At 63.1% G+C, this 15651-nt stretch carries 14 protein-coding genes; 3 read left to right on the top strand and 11 right to left on the bottom strand.

Annotation, left to right across the window (positions count from 1 at the left end):
- Nucleotides 1-9: 9 nt before the first annotated feature.
- From BM321_RS27045 to pssA, 10 genes are all read right to left on the bottom strand, one after another.
- Complete coding sequence (locus BM321_RS27045) at nucleotides 10-1137, bottom strand: acyl-CoA dehydrogenase (RefSeq protein ID WP_092445946.1); 1128 nt, start codon at nucleotides 1135-1137, stop codon at nucleotides 10-12.
- Nucleotides 1138-1146: 9 nt separating this feature from the next.
- Entirely contained in the window at nucleotides 1147-2337 is a 1191-nt protein-coding gene (locus BM321_RS27040) for an acetyl-CoA C-acyltransferase (RefSeq protein WP_175534979.1), read from the bottom strand.
- Nucleotides 2338-2350: 13 nt separating this feature from the next.
- A complete protein-coding gene (locus BM321_RS27035) occupies nucleotides 2351-3112 on the bottom strand; it encodes an SDR family NAD(P)-dependent oxidoreductase (protein ID WP_092445944.1) in 762 nt (253 codons plus the stop codon).
- 16 nt (nucleotides 3113-3128) lie between these two features.
- Entirely contained in the window at nucleotides 3129-4793 is a 1665-nt protein-coding gene (locus BM321_RS27030) for an AMP-binding protein (RefSeq protein WP_092445942.1), read from the bottom strand.
- Between the two features lie 262 nt (nucleotides 4794-5055).
- On the bottom strand, nucleotides 5056-6513 hold the full coding sequence (locus tag BM321_RS27025; protein ID WP_256573506.1) for an ArnT family glycosyltransferase: 1458 nt from the start codon (nucleotides 6511-6513) through the stop codon (nucleotides 5056-5058).
- 67 nt (nucleotides 6514-6580) lie between these two features.
- Complete coding sequence (locus tag BM321_RS27020; RefSeq protein ID WP_092445938.1) at nucleotides 6581-6874, bottom strand: lipid-A-disaccharide synthase N-terminal domain-containing protein; 294 nt, start codon at nucleotides 6872-6874, stop codon at nucleotides 6581-6583.
- Nucleotide 6875: 1 nt separating this feature from the next.
- Complete coding sequence (locus BM321_RS27015) at nucleotides 6876-7619, bottom strand: glycosyltransferase family 2 protein (protein WP_092445936.1); 744 nt, start codon at nucleotides 7617-7619, stop codon at nucleotides 6876-6878.
- 25 nt (nucleotides 7620-7644) lie between these two features.
- Nucleotides 7645-8616 (bottom strand): NAD-dependent epimerase, encoded by a 972-nt coding sequence (locus tag BM321_RS27010; RefSeq protein ID WP_092445977.1) that lies wholly within the window; start codon nucleotides 8614-8616, stop codon nucleotides 7645-7647.
- Nucleotides 8617-8875: 259 nt separating this feature from the next.
- Nucleotides 8876-9892, bottom strand: coding sequence for an AraC family transcriptional regulator (locus tag BM321_RS27005; RefSeq protein WP_092445975.1), 1017 nt, complete (start codon nucleotides 9890-9892; stop codon nucleotides 8876-8878).
- Nucleotides 9893-9903: 11 nt separating this feature from the next.
- Nucleotides 9904-11247, bottom strand: a complete 1344-nt coding sequence (gene pssA, locus BM321_RS27000; protein WP_092445934.1) for a CDP-diacylglycerol--serine O-phosphatidyltransferase — start codon at nucleotides 11245-11247, stop codon at nucleotides 9904-9906.
- 122 nt (nucleotides 11248-11369) lie between these two features.
- On the opposite strand from pssA, the gene BM321_RS26995 reads away from it, so the two are divergent.
- The 3 genes from BM321_RS26995 (at nucleotide 11370) to BM321_RS26985 (ending at nucleotide 13164) form a co-directional block, all read left to right on the top strand.
- The gene (locus BM321_RS26995; protein WP_092445931.1) at nucleotides 11370-11933 is read left to right on the top strand and encodes a TetR/AcrR family transcriptional regulator; all 564 of its coding nucleotides are present in this window, start codon (nucleotides 11370-11372) and stop codon (nucleotides 11931-11933) included.
- A 42-nt stretch (nucleotides 11934-11975) separates the two neighbouring features.
- On the top strand, nucleotides 11976-12455 hold the full coding sequence (locus BM321_RS26990; protein WP_060742285.1) for a nuclear transport factor 2 family protein: 480 nt from the start codon (nucleotides 11976-11978) through the stop codon (nucleotides 12453-12455).
- Nucleotides 12456-12762: 307 nt separating this feature from the next.
- Nucleotides 12763-13164, top strand: a complete 402-nt coding sequence (locus BM321_RS26985; RefSeq protein ID WP_060742284.1) for a hypothetical protein — start codon at nucleotides 12763-12765, stop codon at nucleotides 13162-13164.
- Nucleotides 13165-13200: 36 nt separating this feature from the next.
- On the opposite strand, the gene BM321_RS26980 is transcribed toward BM321_RS26985, so the two are convergent.
- Nucleotides 13201-15624, bottom strand: a complete 2424-nt coding sequence (locus BM321_RS26980) for a TonB-dependent receptor (RefSeq protein ID WP_092445928.1) — start codon at nucleotides 15622-15624, stop codon at nucleotides 13201-13203.
- Nucleotides 15625-15651 lie beyond the last annotated feature (27 nt).

Raw genomic sequence — 15651 nt, 5'->3', positions numbered from 1 at the left:
GACTCCTGTTCAAAGATTGCGCGAAATGACCATGCGCTGAATGTCGCTGGTGCCTTCGTAGATCTGGCAGACCCGCACGTCGCGGTAGATGCGTTCCAGCGGGAAGTCGTTGAGGTAACCGTAACCGCCCAGGGTCTGCAACGCCATAGAGCAGACCTTCTCGGCCATTTCCGAAGCGAACAACTTGGCCATGGACGCCTCCACCAAAGCCGGCTGGCCACTGTCCCGCAGGGCGGCGGCGTAGTGCACCATTTGTCGGGCGACGGCGATCTGGGTCGCCATGTCGGCCAGGCGGAACGCCACGGCCTGGTGCTCGATGATCGGCTTGCCGAAACTGGAGCGCTCCCGGGCATAGTCCCGGGCCGCTTCGAACGCGGCCCGGGCCATGCCCACCGCTTGCGCCGCGATGCCCACCCGTCCGCCTTCCAGGTTCGCCAGGGCGATCTTGTAGCCCTCACCCTCCTCGCCCAAGCGATTGCCCACCGGCACCTTCACCTCTTCAAAGAGGATCTGACAGGTGTCGGACGCATGCTGGCCGAGTTTGTCTTCGACCCGCGCCACACTGTAGCCCGGCGAATCGGTCGGCACGATGAACGCACTGATGCCACGCTTGCCGGCGCTCGGATCAGTCACCGCAAACACAATGACCACCCCGGCGTTCTGCCCCGAGGTGATGAACTGCTTACAACCGTTGAGCACGTAATGATCACCCTCCAAGCGCGCCCGCGTCTTCAGGCTGCTGGCGTCCGAACCGGCCTGGGGCTCGGTCAGGGCAAACGCGCCGAGCATGGCGCCGCTGGCCAGGGGCGCGAGGAATGTCGCCTTCTGCTCTTCGTTGCCGAACTTGAGGATCGGCACGCAGCCCACCGAGTTGTGCACGCTCATGATGGTCGAGCAGGCGCCGTCGCCAGCGGCGATTTCCTCCAGGGTCATCGCATAGGCCAGGTAACCGGTGTCGCAGCCGCCCCACTGTTCCGGCACCAGCATGCCGAAAAAGCCCAGCTCGGCCATTTCAGCGATGGCTTCCCGGGGGAAACGGTGCTCGCGGTCCCATTCGGCGGCGAACGGTTTCAGGCGGTCCTGGGCGAACTGCCGGGCCATGTCGCGGATCTGGGTCTGTTCTTCAGTCGGGAGCATGGTGGTTCCTTAATACAGGCATTCAACGGCCATGGCCGTGGCTTCGCCGCCGCCGATGCAAATGGCCGCAACGCCGCGCTTCAAGCCCTTCTGGCGCAAGGCCGACAGCAGGGTCACCAGGATCCGCGCGCCAGACGCGCCAATCGGGTGGCCCAGCGCACAGGCGCCGCCGTGAACGTTGACCTTGTCATGGGCGATTTCCAACTTGTGCATGGTCACCAGCCCTACCACGGCGAAGGCTTCGTTGACTTCGAACAGGTCGACTTGGTCCAGCGTCCAACCGGTCTTTTGCATCAGTTTCTTCACGGCACCAATCGGCGCGGTGGGAAACAGGCTCGGGGTATCGGCGAACGCTGCATGACCGTGGATCACCGCCAGCGGCTTGAGGCCACGTTGGACTGCTTGGCTCTGGCGCATCAGCACCAGGGCAGCGGCGCCATCGGAAATGGAGCTGGAGTTGGCCGCCGTCACCGTGCCGCCCTCGCGGAACGCCGGTTTGAGCGAGGCGATCTTGTCGATCCGCGCTTTGGGTGGCTGCTCGTCGTGGCGAATGGTCACTTGTTCCTTGCCCGCCATGACCTGCAACGGCACGATCTCGGCGTCGAAACGGCCGTCCTTGATCGCCTGCTGGGCGCGGGTGGTGGATGCAATGGCGAAGGCGTCCTGGGCCTCGCGACTCAGGCCATTGGCCTCGGCGCAATCTTCGGCGAAGGTGCCCATCAGCCGACCTTTGTCGTAGGCGTCTTCCAGGCCATCGAGGAACATGTGGTCAAGCACCCGGCCATGGCCCATGCGGTAACCGCCGCGGGCGCGATCCAGCAGGTACGGGGCGTTGGACATGCTCTCCATGCCGCCGGCCACCACCACCTCGGCGCTGCCGGCGATGAGCATGTCATGGGCCAGGATCGCCGCTTCCATGCCCGAACCGCACATCTTGTTGAGGGTGGTGCAACGGGTCGACTTGTCGAGCCCGGCCCCCAGCGCGGCCTGACGTGCCGGTGCCTGGCCCAGGCCAGCGGCGAGCACGCAACCGAACAGCACTTCTTCAACCGCACCCGGCGCGATACCGGCCCGCTCCACGGCGGCCTTGATGGCGGCGGCACCGAGTTGCGGCGCGGTGAGGCTTTTCAGTTCGCCCTGGAAACCGCCCATGGGGGTGCGGACGGCACTGACGATGACAATAGGATCGTTGGACATCATGAATCCTCCTTACTTATTTGGCTGCCATACGCAAGGCACCGTCGAGACGGATCACCTCGCCGTTGAGCATGCTGTTCTCAATGATATGCCTGACCAGCGCCGCGTACTCGGAAGGTTTCCCAAGGCGCGGCGGAAACGGCACGCCGGCGGCCAGGGAATCACGCACCTCGGGCGTCATGCCGGCCATCATCGGGGTTTCGAAAATCCCCGGGGCAATGGTCATCACCCGGATACCGAAGCGCGCCAGCTCACGGGCGGCCGGCAACGTGAGGCTGGCGATGGCGCCTTTGGAGGCCGCGTAGGCGGCCTGGCCGATCTGGCCGTCGAAGGCCGCTACCGAAGCGGTATTGATGATCACGCCACGTTCGCCGTCGGCGTTGGCCTCGGTTTCGGCGATGGCAGCAGCCGCCAGGCGCAGCAAGTTGAAGCTGCCGATCAGGTTGACGTTGATCACCTGGCTGAAACTGTCCAGCCCGTGGGGGCCGTTCTTGCCGAGGATTTTTTCGCCGCGCACGATACCGGCGCAATTCACCAGGCCATTCAGGCCGCCGAACGCCGTGACCGTGGCCTTGACCGCCGCGTCAGCCGCCGCTTCGTTGCTGATATCGGCCACCACGCTCTGGCAACCCAGCTTTTGCGCCTGGGCGGCCACGGCGTCGGCGTTAAGGTCCACCAGCATCACCTTGGCGCCGGCCTTGACCAGCATTTCAGCGGTGGCCGCGCCGAGGCCGGAAGCGCCGCCGCTGACGAGGAAAATCTTGTTGTCGATCTGCATCATGGTTTCCTTGGGGTCAAGCTGAAACGTTCTGCGCCGCGGCTTCTTGGGCCTTGGCGATTTCCTGGTTGCGCAAGATAAAGCGCTGCAACTTGCCACTTGGGGTTTTCGGCAAGTCGCTGACAAATTCGATTTCACGGGGATAGGCATGAGCCGCCAGGCGCTTGCGCACATGCAGGCGCAATTCCTCGGTCAGCTCCGGTGAGGCGCGATATTGGGGGCTGAGCACCACGAAGGCCTTCACCAACTCGGTGCGCTCCGGATCAGGCTTGCCGATCACCGCCGCCTCCACCACGGCCGGGTGTTCGATCAGCGCGCTTTCCACGTCGAACGGACCGACCCGGTAGCCGGAGGTGGTAATCACGTCGTCGCTGCGACCGACGAAGCTGATGCTGCCATCCGGATTCAGCTCCACGGTGTCGCCGCTCAAGTAGTAGTCGCCAACGAAGGCCTTGGTCGGCGCACCTTCGTAACCGGCGAACCAGCACATGGGCGACTGGCTGCGGTCCACCGCGAGAATGCCCGGCTGGCCCACGCCCAGTTCGCGTTGCTCTTCATCCAACACCACGATCCGGTGGCCCGGCGAGGCGAAACCGGCCGCCCCCAGGTGCACCGGGTGTTCCAGCCCGTGGTGGTTGCACAGCACCATGCCCAGTTCGGTCTGGCCGTAATGGTCGTGGATCACCACGTTCAAGTTGTCGGCGAACCAGCGGATCACCTCTGGGTTCAATGGCTCGCCGGCACTGCTGACGATGCGCAGCTTGCCCTTGATCGAGCGGGCAAACTGCTCGCCCCCGGCGATCAACAGGCGATAGGCCGTGGGCGAGCCGGTCAGGTTGGTGATGCCGTACTTGTTGATGACCCGGCAGGTGCTTTCCAAGGTGAACGGGCCATCGTAGAAGGTGATCGGATGCCCCATGGCCAGCGGCCCGGTCACGCCAAAATAAATGCCGTAGGCCCAACCCGGGTCGGCGACGTTCCAGAAGGCGTCTTCAGGGCGCAGGTCCACCGCGTCACGGGTGTAGCTCTGGAACGCCACGATGGCCTTGAGCGGCACCGACAGCGCCTTGGCGGGCCCCGTGGTGCCGGAGGTGAACATCAGCAGGAACGGATCTTCGCCGGTGAGCATCAGCGGTTCGCACTGGCTGGACTGGTTCGCCACTTCGGCCCAGAAACTGTAGTCGCCCCGCACGATGCCCTGGCCCTTTTCGCCGCCGACCGTGACGATGGTGGGGCAACCGGCGACTTCATTGAGCTTGGGACGGTTGACGGCGTCGGTCACGACGATCCGCGCGCCCGAGCTGCCGAGGCGGTGCTCGATGGCCTTGGGCCCGAACGCGGTGAACAGCGGTTGATACACCGCCCCGATACGCCAGGTGGCGAGTACGACGATCAAGAGTTCCGCGGTGCGCGGCAGCAGGCCGGCCACCTTGTCGCCCTTGCCGACGCCTTGGGCCCGCAGGAAATTGGCGAACCGCGCGGCGTTGTCCTGCAGGTCACAGTAAGTCCAGGTGGCTTCGCTGCCGTCACGGCCCTCCCAGAACAAGGCGATACGACCCGGCAACGCATGCCGGTCGCAACACTCGACACAGGCATTGAGCGCCTCGAGCGAGCCGTGCAGCGCGGCGTTGACGGTTTGCAGGTAATCGAACTGTGACGTGGCGGACGAATAATCGCGCATGACCAGAATCCCTCTGTACTTTTTATTGGTTGGGGGAACCGTGAAGAGCAGGTAAATACTCGCGCCGAAGGGCGGTGGCGGCAATGGTCAAAGCCATCAAGTTGCTTGACTGGTTTGGCCATGGTTCGAGGGATGTGTTGCCAGTCAGGCCGTCTTCGCGAGCAAGCTCGCTCCCACATGGGGGGGTGGCGCTCAGGGAATCGAGACCCACCTCACATCCCCTGTGGGAGCGAGCTTGCTCGCGATAGCGGCAGTCCAGCCGCTACAAGGGCTGCTTCCAGGCAAATGAATAAACCTTCTCCGGCGCCGGGGACTGGCAGCGCTGGTTGTCCGCGTCAGGCCCCACCAGGAACCATTCGGCCCGCGAGGTATCGCCGACCCGGTGCGCCTTTTGCGGGTCGTAGCAACGCGCCAGGTCCCGCGCGGGCACCAAGGCAAAGGCCTGCGGGTGGCCACGTAGCCAGGTGGCGGATCGTTCCAGGGATTGGCGGTCATGAAAGCCAAAATGCACGATGGGCTGCTGGGCGAACAGCCAATGACCCTCGCGCCACCCGACGAGCACCAACTCGGCATTTGAAGTCAGCCCCGCGACATCACGCATCAAGGTCTGGTGGGGGTTGATGCCTTCCCTGTGGGGCTCGATGAAGCCGCGCACAAACCAGGCGCACAACCACACCACCGTCAACCCGGCGAATACCACCCTGCCCCTCGGACGCCGACTGAACCAGCGTCGCAGCATCCACGGCACAAGCGGTGCCACCAGCAGGATCAAGGCCGGCAACGCGGGGAAGACATACAGCTTGCGCTTGCCACTGCTCAGACTGAAGAACAACAACACCAGCAACACCCACCCCAGCAGCACCAGCACGCGACCCTCATGCTTGAGCAACTGCCTGCGCCAGGCCGGCACCAGCCATGGCAGCATGAAAAAGATCGGCAGCCAGTATTTCGGTATCACCTGGACGAAGAAATACCAGAAGGGTTCGCGGTGCTCCCAGGCGTTGGCATAACGCCCCGCCGTCTGCTTCAGCAGGATTTCCTGGGCGTACGCCAGGCTGTCGGGGCTGCCCTGCCACACGATCAGCAGCAACGGCCCAAGCCACAGCGCGATGGCGGCCAGCGCCACAACCAGCCCCAGCCACCAGGCCCCCGCCTCGCCCGGCATGGACACCAGGCCTTTCCAGCCTCGACGCACCCCATAGGCGTAGGGAATCAGCATCAACACCGGCAAAAACCCCACGCCTTTACTGATGACCCCCAGCCCCATCGCCGCGCAGGCCACGTAATACCAGCGCCACGCCGGGCCGAGCATCAAATGCCGGCACAAGCCATAGGTCCCGAGGATGGTCCAGAGTGCAAGAAAACCATCGATTTGCCCGGTGCGCAGGATGCTGTAGGTCTGGTAGGTGGCGAGAAACAAGAGCGCGGCGATCCCCCCCACGCGTCGCCCCCACAAGCGCCGGCCCAGGTCATACAGGCATGCCGTGGTAACGGCGCCGGCCAACAGCGCGGGCAGGTACAGGGCGACTTTCGGCAGGTGGGTCAATTGCACGAACGACGCCACCGCCCACATGAACAACGGCGGCTTGTCGGCGTAGATTTCCCCGGCGCGGTGGGGAATGAACCATGAGCCGTTCTGCAGCATCTCCAGGGCAACGCCGAGGAAACGTTCTTCATCGACGTTCATCGGTTGGCGCCAACCCAGGCCGGCGCCCACCATGATCAGGGCCAACACCACCAGCGCCAGAAGCTCCAGTCGCGAGGAAGACAATCGTATCCGCACCGTCTCAGCCCTTCTCGGCCAGTTCGCGGTTTTCCTGCTCGTGGTGCTTGGCGATCAACTGCAAGTTGCGCAGGTAAACGATGAAGCCGAAGGACTGGCCGACAATGAACACCGGGTCTTCACGGTAAATGGCGTAGGCCAGCAACAGCGCGCTACCGATGATGCTCAAGTACCAGAAACCCACGGGTATCACGCTGCGCTTCTTGTACTCGCTGTACAGCCATTGCAGGGCAAAACGCCCGGTGAAGGCCAACTGGCCGCCGAAGCCAACGGCCAGCCATATCGATTCTCTGCCCATGTCACACCTCGGTTTCTTGTGCGTTGATATCCAGGCGGGTGCGTCTTATCAACCACCACACCCCGAACAGATCGACAATGCCCACCAGCGCCCGGTCGAGGTTACCGTAGTTGGACACCCCGGCCCCGCGCTCACGGTGATTCACCGGGTGAACCAGCATCCGGCCGTTGTGCCGACGGATCAGCGCCGGAATGAAGCGATGCATGTGATCGAAATACGGCAGGCGCAGAAACGCCTCGCGCTCGATCAACTTGATGCCGCAACCGGTATCGGGCGTCTGGTCCTTGAGCAGACTGGCCCGCAGTTTGTTGGCGAACCGCGAGGCCCAGCGCTTGCTCGCCGTGTCCCGGCGGTTGACGCGATGCCCCGCCACCAGCTTGACACCGGCGGGCGCCCCCTCCGAACCGCGCACCAGGTCGAGCATCTTTGGCAGGTCGGTCGGGTCGTTCTGCCCGTCGCCATCGAGGGTTGCCAGCCAATGCCCGCGGGCCACTTCAGCGGCGTGGTAGATCGACGTGCTCTGTCCGAGGGAACGGGCGTGGCTGAGCACCCGCAACTGGCGATAGCCACTGCCTTGCAACGCCCGCAGTTCAGCGGCGGTGGCGTCTGTGCTGCCATCGTCGACCACGATGACTTCGAAGGCCTCGTCCACCAGCGCCGCCCGTACTTCTTCCAGCAGTGGAATGAGGTTGCCGGCTTCGTTCTTTGCCGGAATCAGGACCGACACATAAAGGGGTTCGTGCATGACGCTCCAGTAAAAAGCTGAGGGGTTAAACGCGGTAATACGTGCGGTACCAATCGACAAACGACTGCACACCGACAGGCACCGCGACCTGCGGGCGAAACCCTATGTGGTCCTCCAGCTCGCGCGTGTCCGCCCACGTGTCGACCACGTCACCCGCTTGCAACGGCAAGAAATGCTTGATCGCAGGAATGCCCAGGGCCTCTTCCAGGCACTCGACGAACTGCAAGAGCTTCACCGGAGCGCCGAAGCCGATGTTGTAGAGCTTGTGGCGCACGCCTGTTTCATTGGCCGGCGGCCGCGGCAACAACCGCACCAGGCCTTCGACGATGTCGTCGATGTAGGTGAAGTCCCGCGACATCGCGCCGTCGTTGTAGAGGTCAATGGCGCGACCGTTGAGGATGGCGTCGGTGAATTTGAACGGTGCCATGTCGGGCCGCCCCCACGGTCCATACACGGTGAAAAACCGCAGGCCGGTGGTGGGAATGCCGTAGAGATGCGAGTACGCGTGGGCCATCAGTTCATTGGCGCGCTTGGTCGCCGCATAAAAGGACACGGGCTGATCCACCGGATCGGTGGTGGCATACGGCAACTGGTCGTTCAAGCCATACACCGAGCTGCTCGAGGCGAACACCAGATGCGCCGGCCGGTGGGCACGGCAGGCTTCCAACACGTTGAGGAACCCCACCAGGTTGCTTTGCGCGTACAGGTCGGGATTATCGATGGAATGGCGCACGCCAGCCTGGGCCGCCAGGTGGACGACGGACTCGAACGCGTTTTGCGCAAACAACTCCAGCAACGCCGGTTTATCGGCCACATCCAACCGCTGGAAGCGGAAATTGCGGCATTCGGCCAACTGTGCAAGTCGGGCCTGTTTCAGCTCGACGCTGTAGTAGCTGTTGAGGTTGTCGATGCCGATGACCTGATGGCCTTCGCTGCACAACCGCCTGGCGGTATGAAAACCGATGAATCCCGCGGCGCCGGTGACCAATACGCTCATACGCTGCCCAAAACGGTCACGTGCATACATTACCCTGATGGATGGCCCGGCTTTTCCGGCGCCTGCACAGGCTTGTATCAAAGAAGAATGACAGTTTTATGAGCGTGCCAGCTTGCCAGCTTGCCAAGCGAAAGCCCCTGTGGGAGCGAGCTTGCTCGCGATGAAGGTATGGCAGTCAATGACGAGGCGACTGAACCACCGCTATCGCGAGCAAGCTCGCTCCCACACGGGGGCTTGGGTAGGCACAAGACCCGATGGATCAATCAGGGTCGTTGAGAATCAGGCTGCGATAATGCCCCGGGTTGGACCCGGACCATTTGCGAAACGCCTTGTAGAAGGAGCTGGCATCGGCAAAACCCAGGCGCGAGGCGATTTCGACGAAACTGATGGACGGCTCGGCCAGCCAGGTGATCGCCAGATCCTTGCGCACGCTGTCCTTGAGGCCTTGGTAAGTCTGGCCCTCCTCCGCCAGGCGTCGGCGCAGGGTCGAGGCGGACACGCATAGCTGCTGGGCCAGGGCCTCGGTTTCCGGCCACTGTTCGGCGGGCAATTGCCGCAGGTCGTGCCGAATGCGGCTGGCCAGGCTTTGCGGGTCGCGGTATTTGACCAGGATGTTGCCCGGGGCCCGGGCCAGGAAGCGCTTGAGCTCGTCAGCGTTGCGCCGGATGGGCAGGTCGAGGCATTCGGCGGCGAAAATCATCCGGGTGCGCGGCCGGTCAAAGCGCAGGTTCTGGGAGAACATCACCCGGTAGTCGTCGCAGAAATCCGGCGCCGGGCAGCGCAGTTCGATGGACAGGATGGGAATGCGCCGTCCGGCCAGCCAGCAGGCGACGCCATGGACGATCATCCAGTAAGTGAAGTAAGTAAAGGCTCGGCGCGGCGCCTGATCGTCTTCCAGCAGCACGATCTCCGCCAGGCTTTGCTGGCGTGCCCACTGGGCCGGCAGGCGTTCGAGCATCAGCGACAGAAACCCCAGCCCCGCCGTCAAGCCGCTCGCCAGCGTGGGCTGGGCCATGGCGCACTGGCAGAGAAACGCCAGGCTGCCGGACTTGAGCTTGCGCGGGTCCATGCCGAAAAACTCGTCATCCAGGCGCTGGGCCAGCAAACGCCAGAGCCGCGCATAGGCATGGGCCGGGACCCGCGCCTGGGGATCGTCGAGCAGCGCCGGGTCTATGCCGACCTGGCTCAGGACCTCCTCGGTGGCCGCCCCGGGTGCGCAGCTTTGCAGCAACGCCTCACGCACCAGCTGGATGGAGATGGTGTCTTTTTCCGACATGGCGCGGGTGTTCACAGGATCCGGTAAAGCAGCCGTTCTATCCGCACCCGGCTGACCCGCTTCAGGAACCTGGCCACGGCCTCGGGGTAATCCGGCAGGGTTTCCAGGTCCAGATAACGCTCGATCCGACGGGTGTGGCGGTAGATCCGCTCAAGCTCGGCCTGGCGCGGTTCCAGCAGCTCGCCCTTGGGGTCGTCCAGCAGCAGCGCGTTTTCCAGGTCCAGGCGAAAGGCCCGCGGGTTGAGGTTGTTGCCGGTCAGCAAGGTGTAGCGCTCATCGACCCACATGCCCTTGAGGTGATAGGTGTTGTCCCCGTCACGCCACAGGTGCAAGTTCAATTGGCCACTGTCGATCGCATGCTGATGCCGTTTGGCGAAGCGTCGCAGGCTGATTTCGTAGAGGTAGGGCAGCGCCGCGATGATCTTGAACGGTTCGCTCGGCGGAATGTAGAAGTCGTTGGCGGTCTTGTCGCCGACGATGATGTCGATCCTGACCCCGCGGGCCAGGGCGCGGTTGAGCTCCCGGGTCACGGCCAGGGGCAGGTTGAAATACGGGGTACAGATGGTCAGTTGCTGACGGCTGCTGGCGATCAGTTCACCGATCACCCGGCTCAGGGGGTTGTTCTTGCCCACGCCCAGCAACGGGCTCACCGACAGGCCGCTCTTGTCGAGGCTGCCGACGCTGGTGTCATAGGTCGCGTATTTGAGACGGCTGCGCAGGTCGCCGATGTCCTTGCGCAAACTGCGGGTGCTGGGCAGGTTCGGCAGGTCCAGGCGATGCACGGCCCTGGAAGTGATCAGGCCATGCTGCACCAGGTGATGCATCGAGTCGGCCAGTGCCGTGTTCTGCAGCAGGTGATAGCGGTCGTAGCGGTATTTGTCGAACTTGTGCAAGTAGACGTTATTCAGGCTGGCGCCGCTGTAGAGCACACAGTCATCGATCACGAAACCTTTCAAATGCAACACGCCGAACAGTTCGCGGGTCTGCACCGGCACGCCGTAGATCGGCACTTCGCTGGCATGGGTACGGGTCTGTTCCTGGTACCACGCCGAGTTGCCCGGCTGCTTCTTGGCGCCAATCAGCCCGCGCTGGGCCCGCAACCAGTCCACGACCACGACCACGTCCAGTTCCGGACGCGCCGCTTTGGCGGCATGCAGGGCATCGAGAATTTCCTGGCCGGCCTCGTCCTGTTGCAGGTAGAGGGCGACGATGTAGATGCGCTGGGTGGCCTGGGCGATTTTCTCCAGCAGGCAACGGCGGAATTGGGCAGCGCCATCGAGGATGGTCACCGCGTCGGCGGTCAGTGCAAAGCTGCGCAGCTTGGGCAGCAGGGAGCGTTTGAAGAGCGACGGCATAGGGCTCGCAAAAGGTCGATTCCAAAGAACGGATGAGCTTACACCATGGATGGGTTCGGGTCTTCCTGTCGTCAAGAAAAAAACAACTTGACCAAGGAGAACGATCGTTCTACTTTTACTCCATGAACGAAATCACTGGTAATGAAACACGAGACATCATCCTCGATGTCGCCGAAAAGTTGATCTATAGAAGTGGCATCGCCGCCACCGGCATGGACCTTCTGGTGAAAACCGCCGGCGTCTCCAGGAAAAGTGTCTATCGCTACTTCGCCAACAAGGACGACCTGATCGTGGCCGCCCTCGAGCGGCGGGACGAGCGCTGGATGCATTGGTTCAGCAGCGAAGTGGACAAGGCGCCCACGCCGACGGCGCGGCTGCTCAACCTGTTCACCGTGCTCAAGGGCTGGTTCGACAGCGAAGGTTTTCGCGGTTGTGCCTTCATCAACACCAGCGGCGAAACCGGCGATCCACAGGATCCGGTCCGCCAGGTGGCGAAGATGCACAAACAGAAGCTGCTCGATTACGTGACTCGGCTGTGCGTCGAACAAGGCGTCGAAAATCCGGACGCCCTGGCCCGCCAGCTCCTGATTCTGATCGACGGCGCCATTACCGTGGCGCTGGTCATGGGCGACCACAGCGCGGCTGACCACGCCCAGGACATGCTGAAGATATTGCTACACGCCTGACCATTGACCCCTGCGCCATCATCAACTTATTGGAGACTTGCCATGTCTGCCTCTTCTGAAGTTCGTCCGCCGTTGCCGCCGTTCACCCGTGAATCGGCGATCGAGAAAGTTCGCCTGGCCGAAGACGGCTGGAACTCTCGCGACCCGCAAAAAGTATCCCTGGCCTACACGCTGGACACCCAATGGCGTAACCGCGCCGAATTCGCGCACAACCGCGAAGAAGCCAAGGCGTTCCTGACCCGCAAGTGGGCCAAGGAATTGGACTACCGGCTGATCAAGGAACTCTGGGCCTTCACCGATAACCGCATCGCCGTGCGCTATGCCTACGAATGGCACGACGACTCGGGCAACTGGTTCCGCTCCTACGGCAACGAAAACTGGGAGTTCGACGAGCAAGGCCTGATGTACAACCGCTACGCTTGCATCAACGACATGCCGATCAAGGAAAGCGAGCGCAAGTTCCACTGGCCACTGGGCCGCCGGCCGGATGATCATCCTGGGTTGTCCGAGTTGGGGTTGTAACCCTCTCGGCAGACCTACCGTTATCGCGAGCAAGCTCGCTCCCACAGGAGGTTGAGGTCGGGCACAGCATTTGTGTGCGCTGAAAATCCAAATGTGGGAGCGAGCTTGCTCGCGATGACGGCGGCAAATCCAACAGGCGTGCAAACTGACCCACCGCTATCGCGAGCAAGCTCGCTCCCACAGTGCTACAGGCCGCGCCAGACCGGCGGCCCCTCCAACAGGCTTGACCCACATGCCGCCAGGTATCACATTGCCCAGGCTGGCGATAAGCTCGCTGTTTCGTTGTGCAGCAGACTTTGTGGAGCCCATGACCGCGTCGATCCCGATCCGTCCCCCCTGCCCGCCCGGCGTCTGCGATTGCGGGCGTGATGCCTTGCTGCAAGCGCCTGGCAGCGACCTGCGCATCCTGTGCCTGAATCGCCAGGAAGAAAAACGCCTGCTCGAGCGCCTGGAGAACATCCAGAGCCTCGACGAACTCCAGCGCCTGCAGCAGCGCCTGTATGAAAACCTGGGGATCCGCCTGCGCGTCGAGCCCGGCTACAACGAAGTGCGGACCATGCGCGGCATCGCCATCGAATTCCAGGAACAGCCCGGCCTGTGCCGCAAGATTCGCCAGTCGATCCCCGCCGCCATCCGCCGCGGGCTGGAAAAACGCCCCGAGATCGCCTGGCGACTGCTGGATGCCCACGACCTGTTTCGCGATACCTGAACCTGGCCCGCTCCTTCCCTGGTGCGGCCCATCGGCCTAGAAATCCACCGTCGCGGACAGCAGGTAGGTGCGTGGGGTCGACAGCGTCAAGCCCGGTTCACTGTCATCCGATGCGCCGGCCGAACTCCAGTAGCGCTTGTCGGCCACGTTTTCGATGTTGGCCCGCAGGGTGATGTGTTTTTCGTCGACCTTGAACGCATAGCGAGCCCCCACGTCGAAACGCGTCCAGGCGTCGATTTCCTTGGTGTTGGACTGGTCCAGGTACTGTGAGCTGGAATAGATGCCGCGACTGGTCAGGGTCAGGCCCTGTACCGTTGGCACGTCCCATTCGGCGCCGAGGTTGACGTTGTACTTCGGCGTGGCCGGTGCGCGGTTGCCATCGAAGGTGCTGTCGGTGGTGTCAGTCAGTTCACTGTCGATGAACATCACGCCGCCGAGCAAACGGGTTCCCTTCAGCGGTTCGCCGAACACACTCAACTCCACGCCGGTGTTTTCGCGCTTGCCGTTCGGGCCGAAGACACGTGTCGTGGCGTCGGTCGCATAGGCAGGCTGCTTGATTCGGAACACGGCGGCGGTGACGGCGAATGGACCAGCGTCATACTTGGCGCCCACTTCGACCTGGCGACTGATGAACGGCGGGAAAATCTCATCCTCGTTAATCGACGTCGACGGCGCGATCTTGCCCTGGCTCAGGCCTTCCATGTAGTTGGCATACAGCGACAGCTTGTCAGTCGCCTTGAACAGGATCCCGCCCGACGGCGAAACCTTTTCCTCATCGTAGGCGGTGTCGCCCTTGACGTTATTCGTCCAGTCATCGATCTTCACCCGTTGCCAGCGAGCGCCGAGGGTCAGCAGCAAGCGATCCTCGAACAGCCCCAGGGTGTCGGACAAGGCCACGCCGCTGAAGCGGTTCTCGGTATAGACCTTGTCGTCCTGTCGGGTCGGGTTGCTCGGCGTCGGGGTCTGTACCGGGTCATACAGGTTGCTGCGACCGTTGGCGTAACGGGCGCCGCCATTTTCGAAGTCCATGTAGAAATAACTGGCCGCCAGGTTGACCTCATGGCTCACCGGACCGGTATGGAACCAATTGCGCACCCCGGCCATGGCCGTCCGGACATTTTCCTCCCGGGTAAAGTCACGGGGCTGGACGGTGAAGTCGCCCGCGTCGTTGGTGACCGAAACGTTGTGCCGAAGGAAGTCGTGGTCGCTCTTGCGCGCGCCGACACCGCCATACAGCATCACCGAATCGCTGACATCGAACTCAGCGTTCACCGTGCCGAAGGTGTCCTGGGTGCGCGCCTTGGTCCACGACTGGGCGTAGTTGTCGCGCACATCGCTGGCGTGAGGGACCTGGGCATTGGCACCGACCTGCACGCGTTCCTGGGGCGCGTCGGTGTTGCGTTCGGTGTGGCCGATGTCCGTCGAGAGTCGCAGGCGCTCCCCGCGAAAATCCAGGCCCAGCACCGCCATCTCGCGGTCCACGCTCTGGTGATCCCACTCGGTGTCGCCCGCCTGCTTCACACCATTGAAACGAATACCGAACTTGTCGTCTTCACCAAAACGCCGACCGACATCCACCGCCCCGCCAAGCTGGTTATTGGAGGCATAGCTGCCGGTGAACGAGGTGATGGGCGTGTCGGTGGCGCGTTTGGGCACCACGTTGATCCCGCCCCCCACGCTGCCCCGCGGCGAGATACCGTTGATGAGCTGACTCGGCCCCTTGAGGATGTCGACGCGTTCGGCCATCTCCATGTCGATCGTGTACGTCGGCAGGATGCCGTAGAGACCGTTGTAGGCGACATCGCTGTTGAACAGGCTGAAACCGCGGATGGTGAACTGCTCGAAGCGTCCGCCCGCCGGGTTGGTGGTGCGGACCGAGGGGTCGCTGGCGATCAGGTCGCCCAGGGTGCGTGCCTGTTGGTTCTTGACCGTCTGGCTGGTGTAGGTGGTCATGCTGAACGGCGTCTCCATGAAGTCCCGCGAACCCAGCAGGCCTTGCGAACCACGCCGTGCCACCTGGCCGCCGGCGTACACCGGGCTGTCCGTCGAAGCCGTGGCGCCGAGAATCGAGGTAGGCGCCAGTTGCAAGCTGCCGCCTTCTGGCGCCGGCATCAGGGTGTAGGCCTGCTCCCCCACCGGCTGCAACTGCAGGCCCGAGCCCCGCAACAGCCGGGCAAACCCTTCTTCCACCCCAAACTCCCCCGAAAGCCCGGCGCTGTTGCGTCCGCTCACCAAGGCCGGATCCACCGACAGGTTGACCCCCGCCAACCCGGCAAACCGGGTCAACGCCGCGCCGAGGCTGCCGGCCGGCACCTGATAACTGCGCCGGGCGGCTTCTTCGGCCAGGCTTGACGACATGAAAAACGGACTGGCACCCAGGCTCAGCATGAGGCTCAGGTTCAACAGCGGACGCCGGCCGGCAAAGGCCGGGCGCAAACGCAAAGGTACAACTGCGGACATTGGAAAGCGCTCTCGTTTTTGTTCAGT

The organism is Pseudomonas sp. NFIX10, assembly GCF_900111955.1.
In the GTDB taxonomy this organism is placed as follows: domain Bacteria; phylum Pseudomonadota; class Gammaproteobacteria; order Pseudomonadales; family Pseudomonadaceae; genus Aquipseudomonas; species Aquipseudomonas fluorescens_AA.
Note: the sequence above shows the minus strand (reverse complement) of the source record. Positions and strands in the feature narration are given on the sequence as shown.

What these genes read in the sequence shown, in the direction of transcription:
- BM321_RS27045 (WP_092445946.1), bottom strand. Translation starts at nt 1,137, where the DNA reads ATGCTCCCGACTGAAGAACAGACCCAGATCCGCGACATGGCCCGGCAG.
- BM321_RS27040 (WP_175534979.1), bottom strand. Translation starts at nt 2,337, where the DNA reads ATGATGTCCAACGATCCTATTGTCATCGTCAGTGCCGTCCGCACCCCC.
- BM321_RS27035 (WP_092445944.1), bottom strand. Translation starts at nt 3,112, where the DNA reads ATGCAGATCGACAACAAGATTTTCCTCGTCAGCGGCGGCGCTTCCGGC.
- BM321_RS27030 (WP_092445942.1), bottom strand. Translation starts at nt 4,793, where the DNA reads ATGCGCGATTATTCGTCCGCCACGTCACAGTTCGATTACCTGCAAACC.
- BM321_RS27025 (WP_256573506.1), bottom strand. Translation starts at nt 6,513, where the DNA reads ATGGTGGGCGCCGGCCTGGGTTGGCGCCAACCGATGAACGTCGATGAA.
- BM321_RS27020 (WP_092445938.1), bottom strand. Translation starts at nt 6,874, where the DNA reads ATGGGCAGAGAATCGATATGGCTGGCCGTTGGCTTCGGCGGCCAGTTG.
- BM321_RS27015 (WP_092445936.1), bottom strand. Translation starts at nt 7,619, where the DNA reads ATGCACGAACCCCTTTATGTGTCGGTCCTGATTCCGGCAAAGAACGAA.
- BM321_RS27010 (WP_092445977.1), bottom strand. Translation starts at nt 8,616, where the DNA reads ATGAGCGTATTGGTCACCGGCGCCGCGGGATTCATCGGTTTTCATACC.
- BM321_RS27005 (WP_092445975.1), bottom strand. Translation starts at nt 9,892, where the DNA reads ATGTCGGAAAAAGACACCATCTCCATCCAGCTGGTGCGTGAGGCGTTG.
- pssA (WP_092445934.1), bottom strand. Translation starts at nt 11,247, where the DNA reads ATGCCGTCGCTCTTCAAACGCTCCCTGCTGCCCAAGCTGCGCAGCTTT.
- BM321_RS26995 (WP_092445931.1), top strand. Translation starts at nt 11,370, where the DNA reads ATGAACGAAATCACTGGTAATGAAACACGAGACATCATCCTCGATGTC.
- BM321_RS26990 (WP_060742285.1), top strand. Translation starts at nt 11,976, where the DNA reads ATGTCTGCCTCTTCTGAAGTTCGTCCGCCGTTGCCGCCGTTCACCCGT.
- BM321_RS26985 (WP_060742284.1), top strand. Translation starts at nt 12,763, where the DNA reads ATGACCGCGTCGATCCCGATCCGTCCCCCCTGCCCGCCCGGCGTCTGC.
- BM321_RS26980 (WP_092445928.1), bottom strand. Translation starts at nt 15,624, where the DNA reads ATGTCCGCAGTTGTACCTTTGCGTTTGCGCCCGGCCTTTGCCGGCCGG.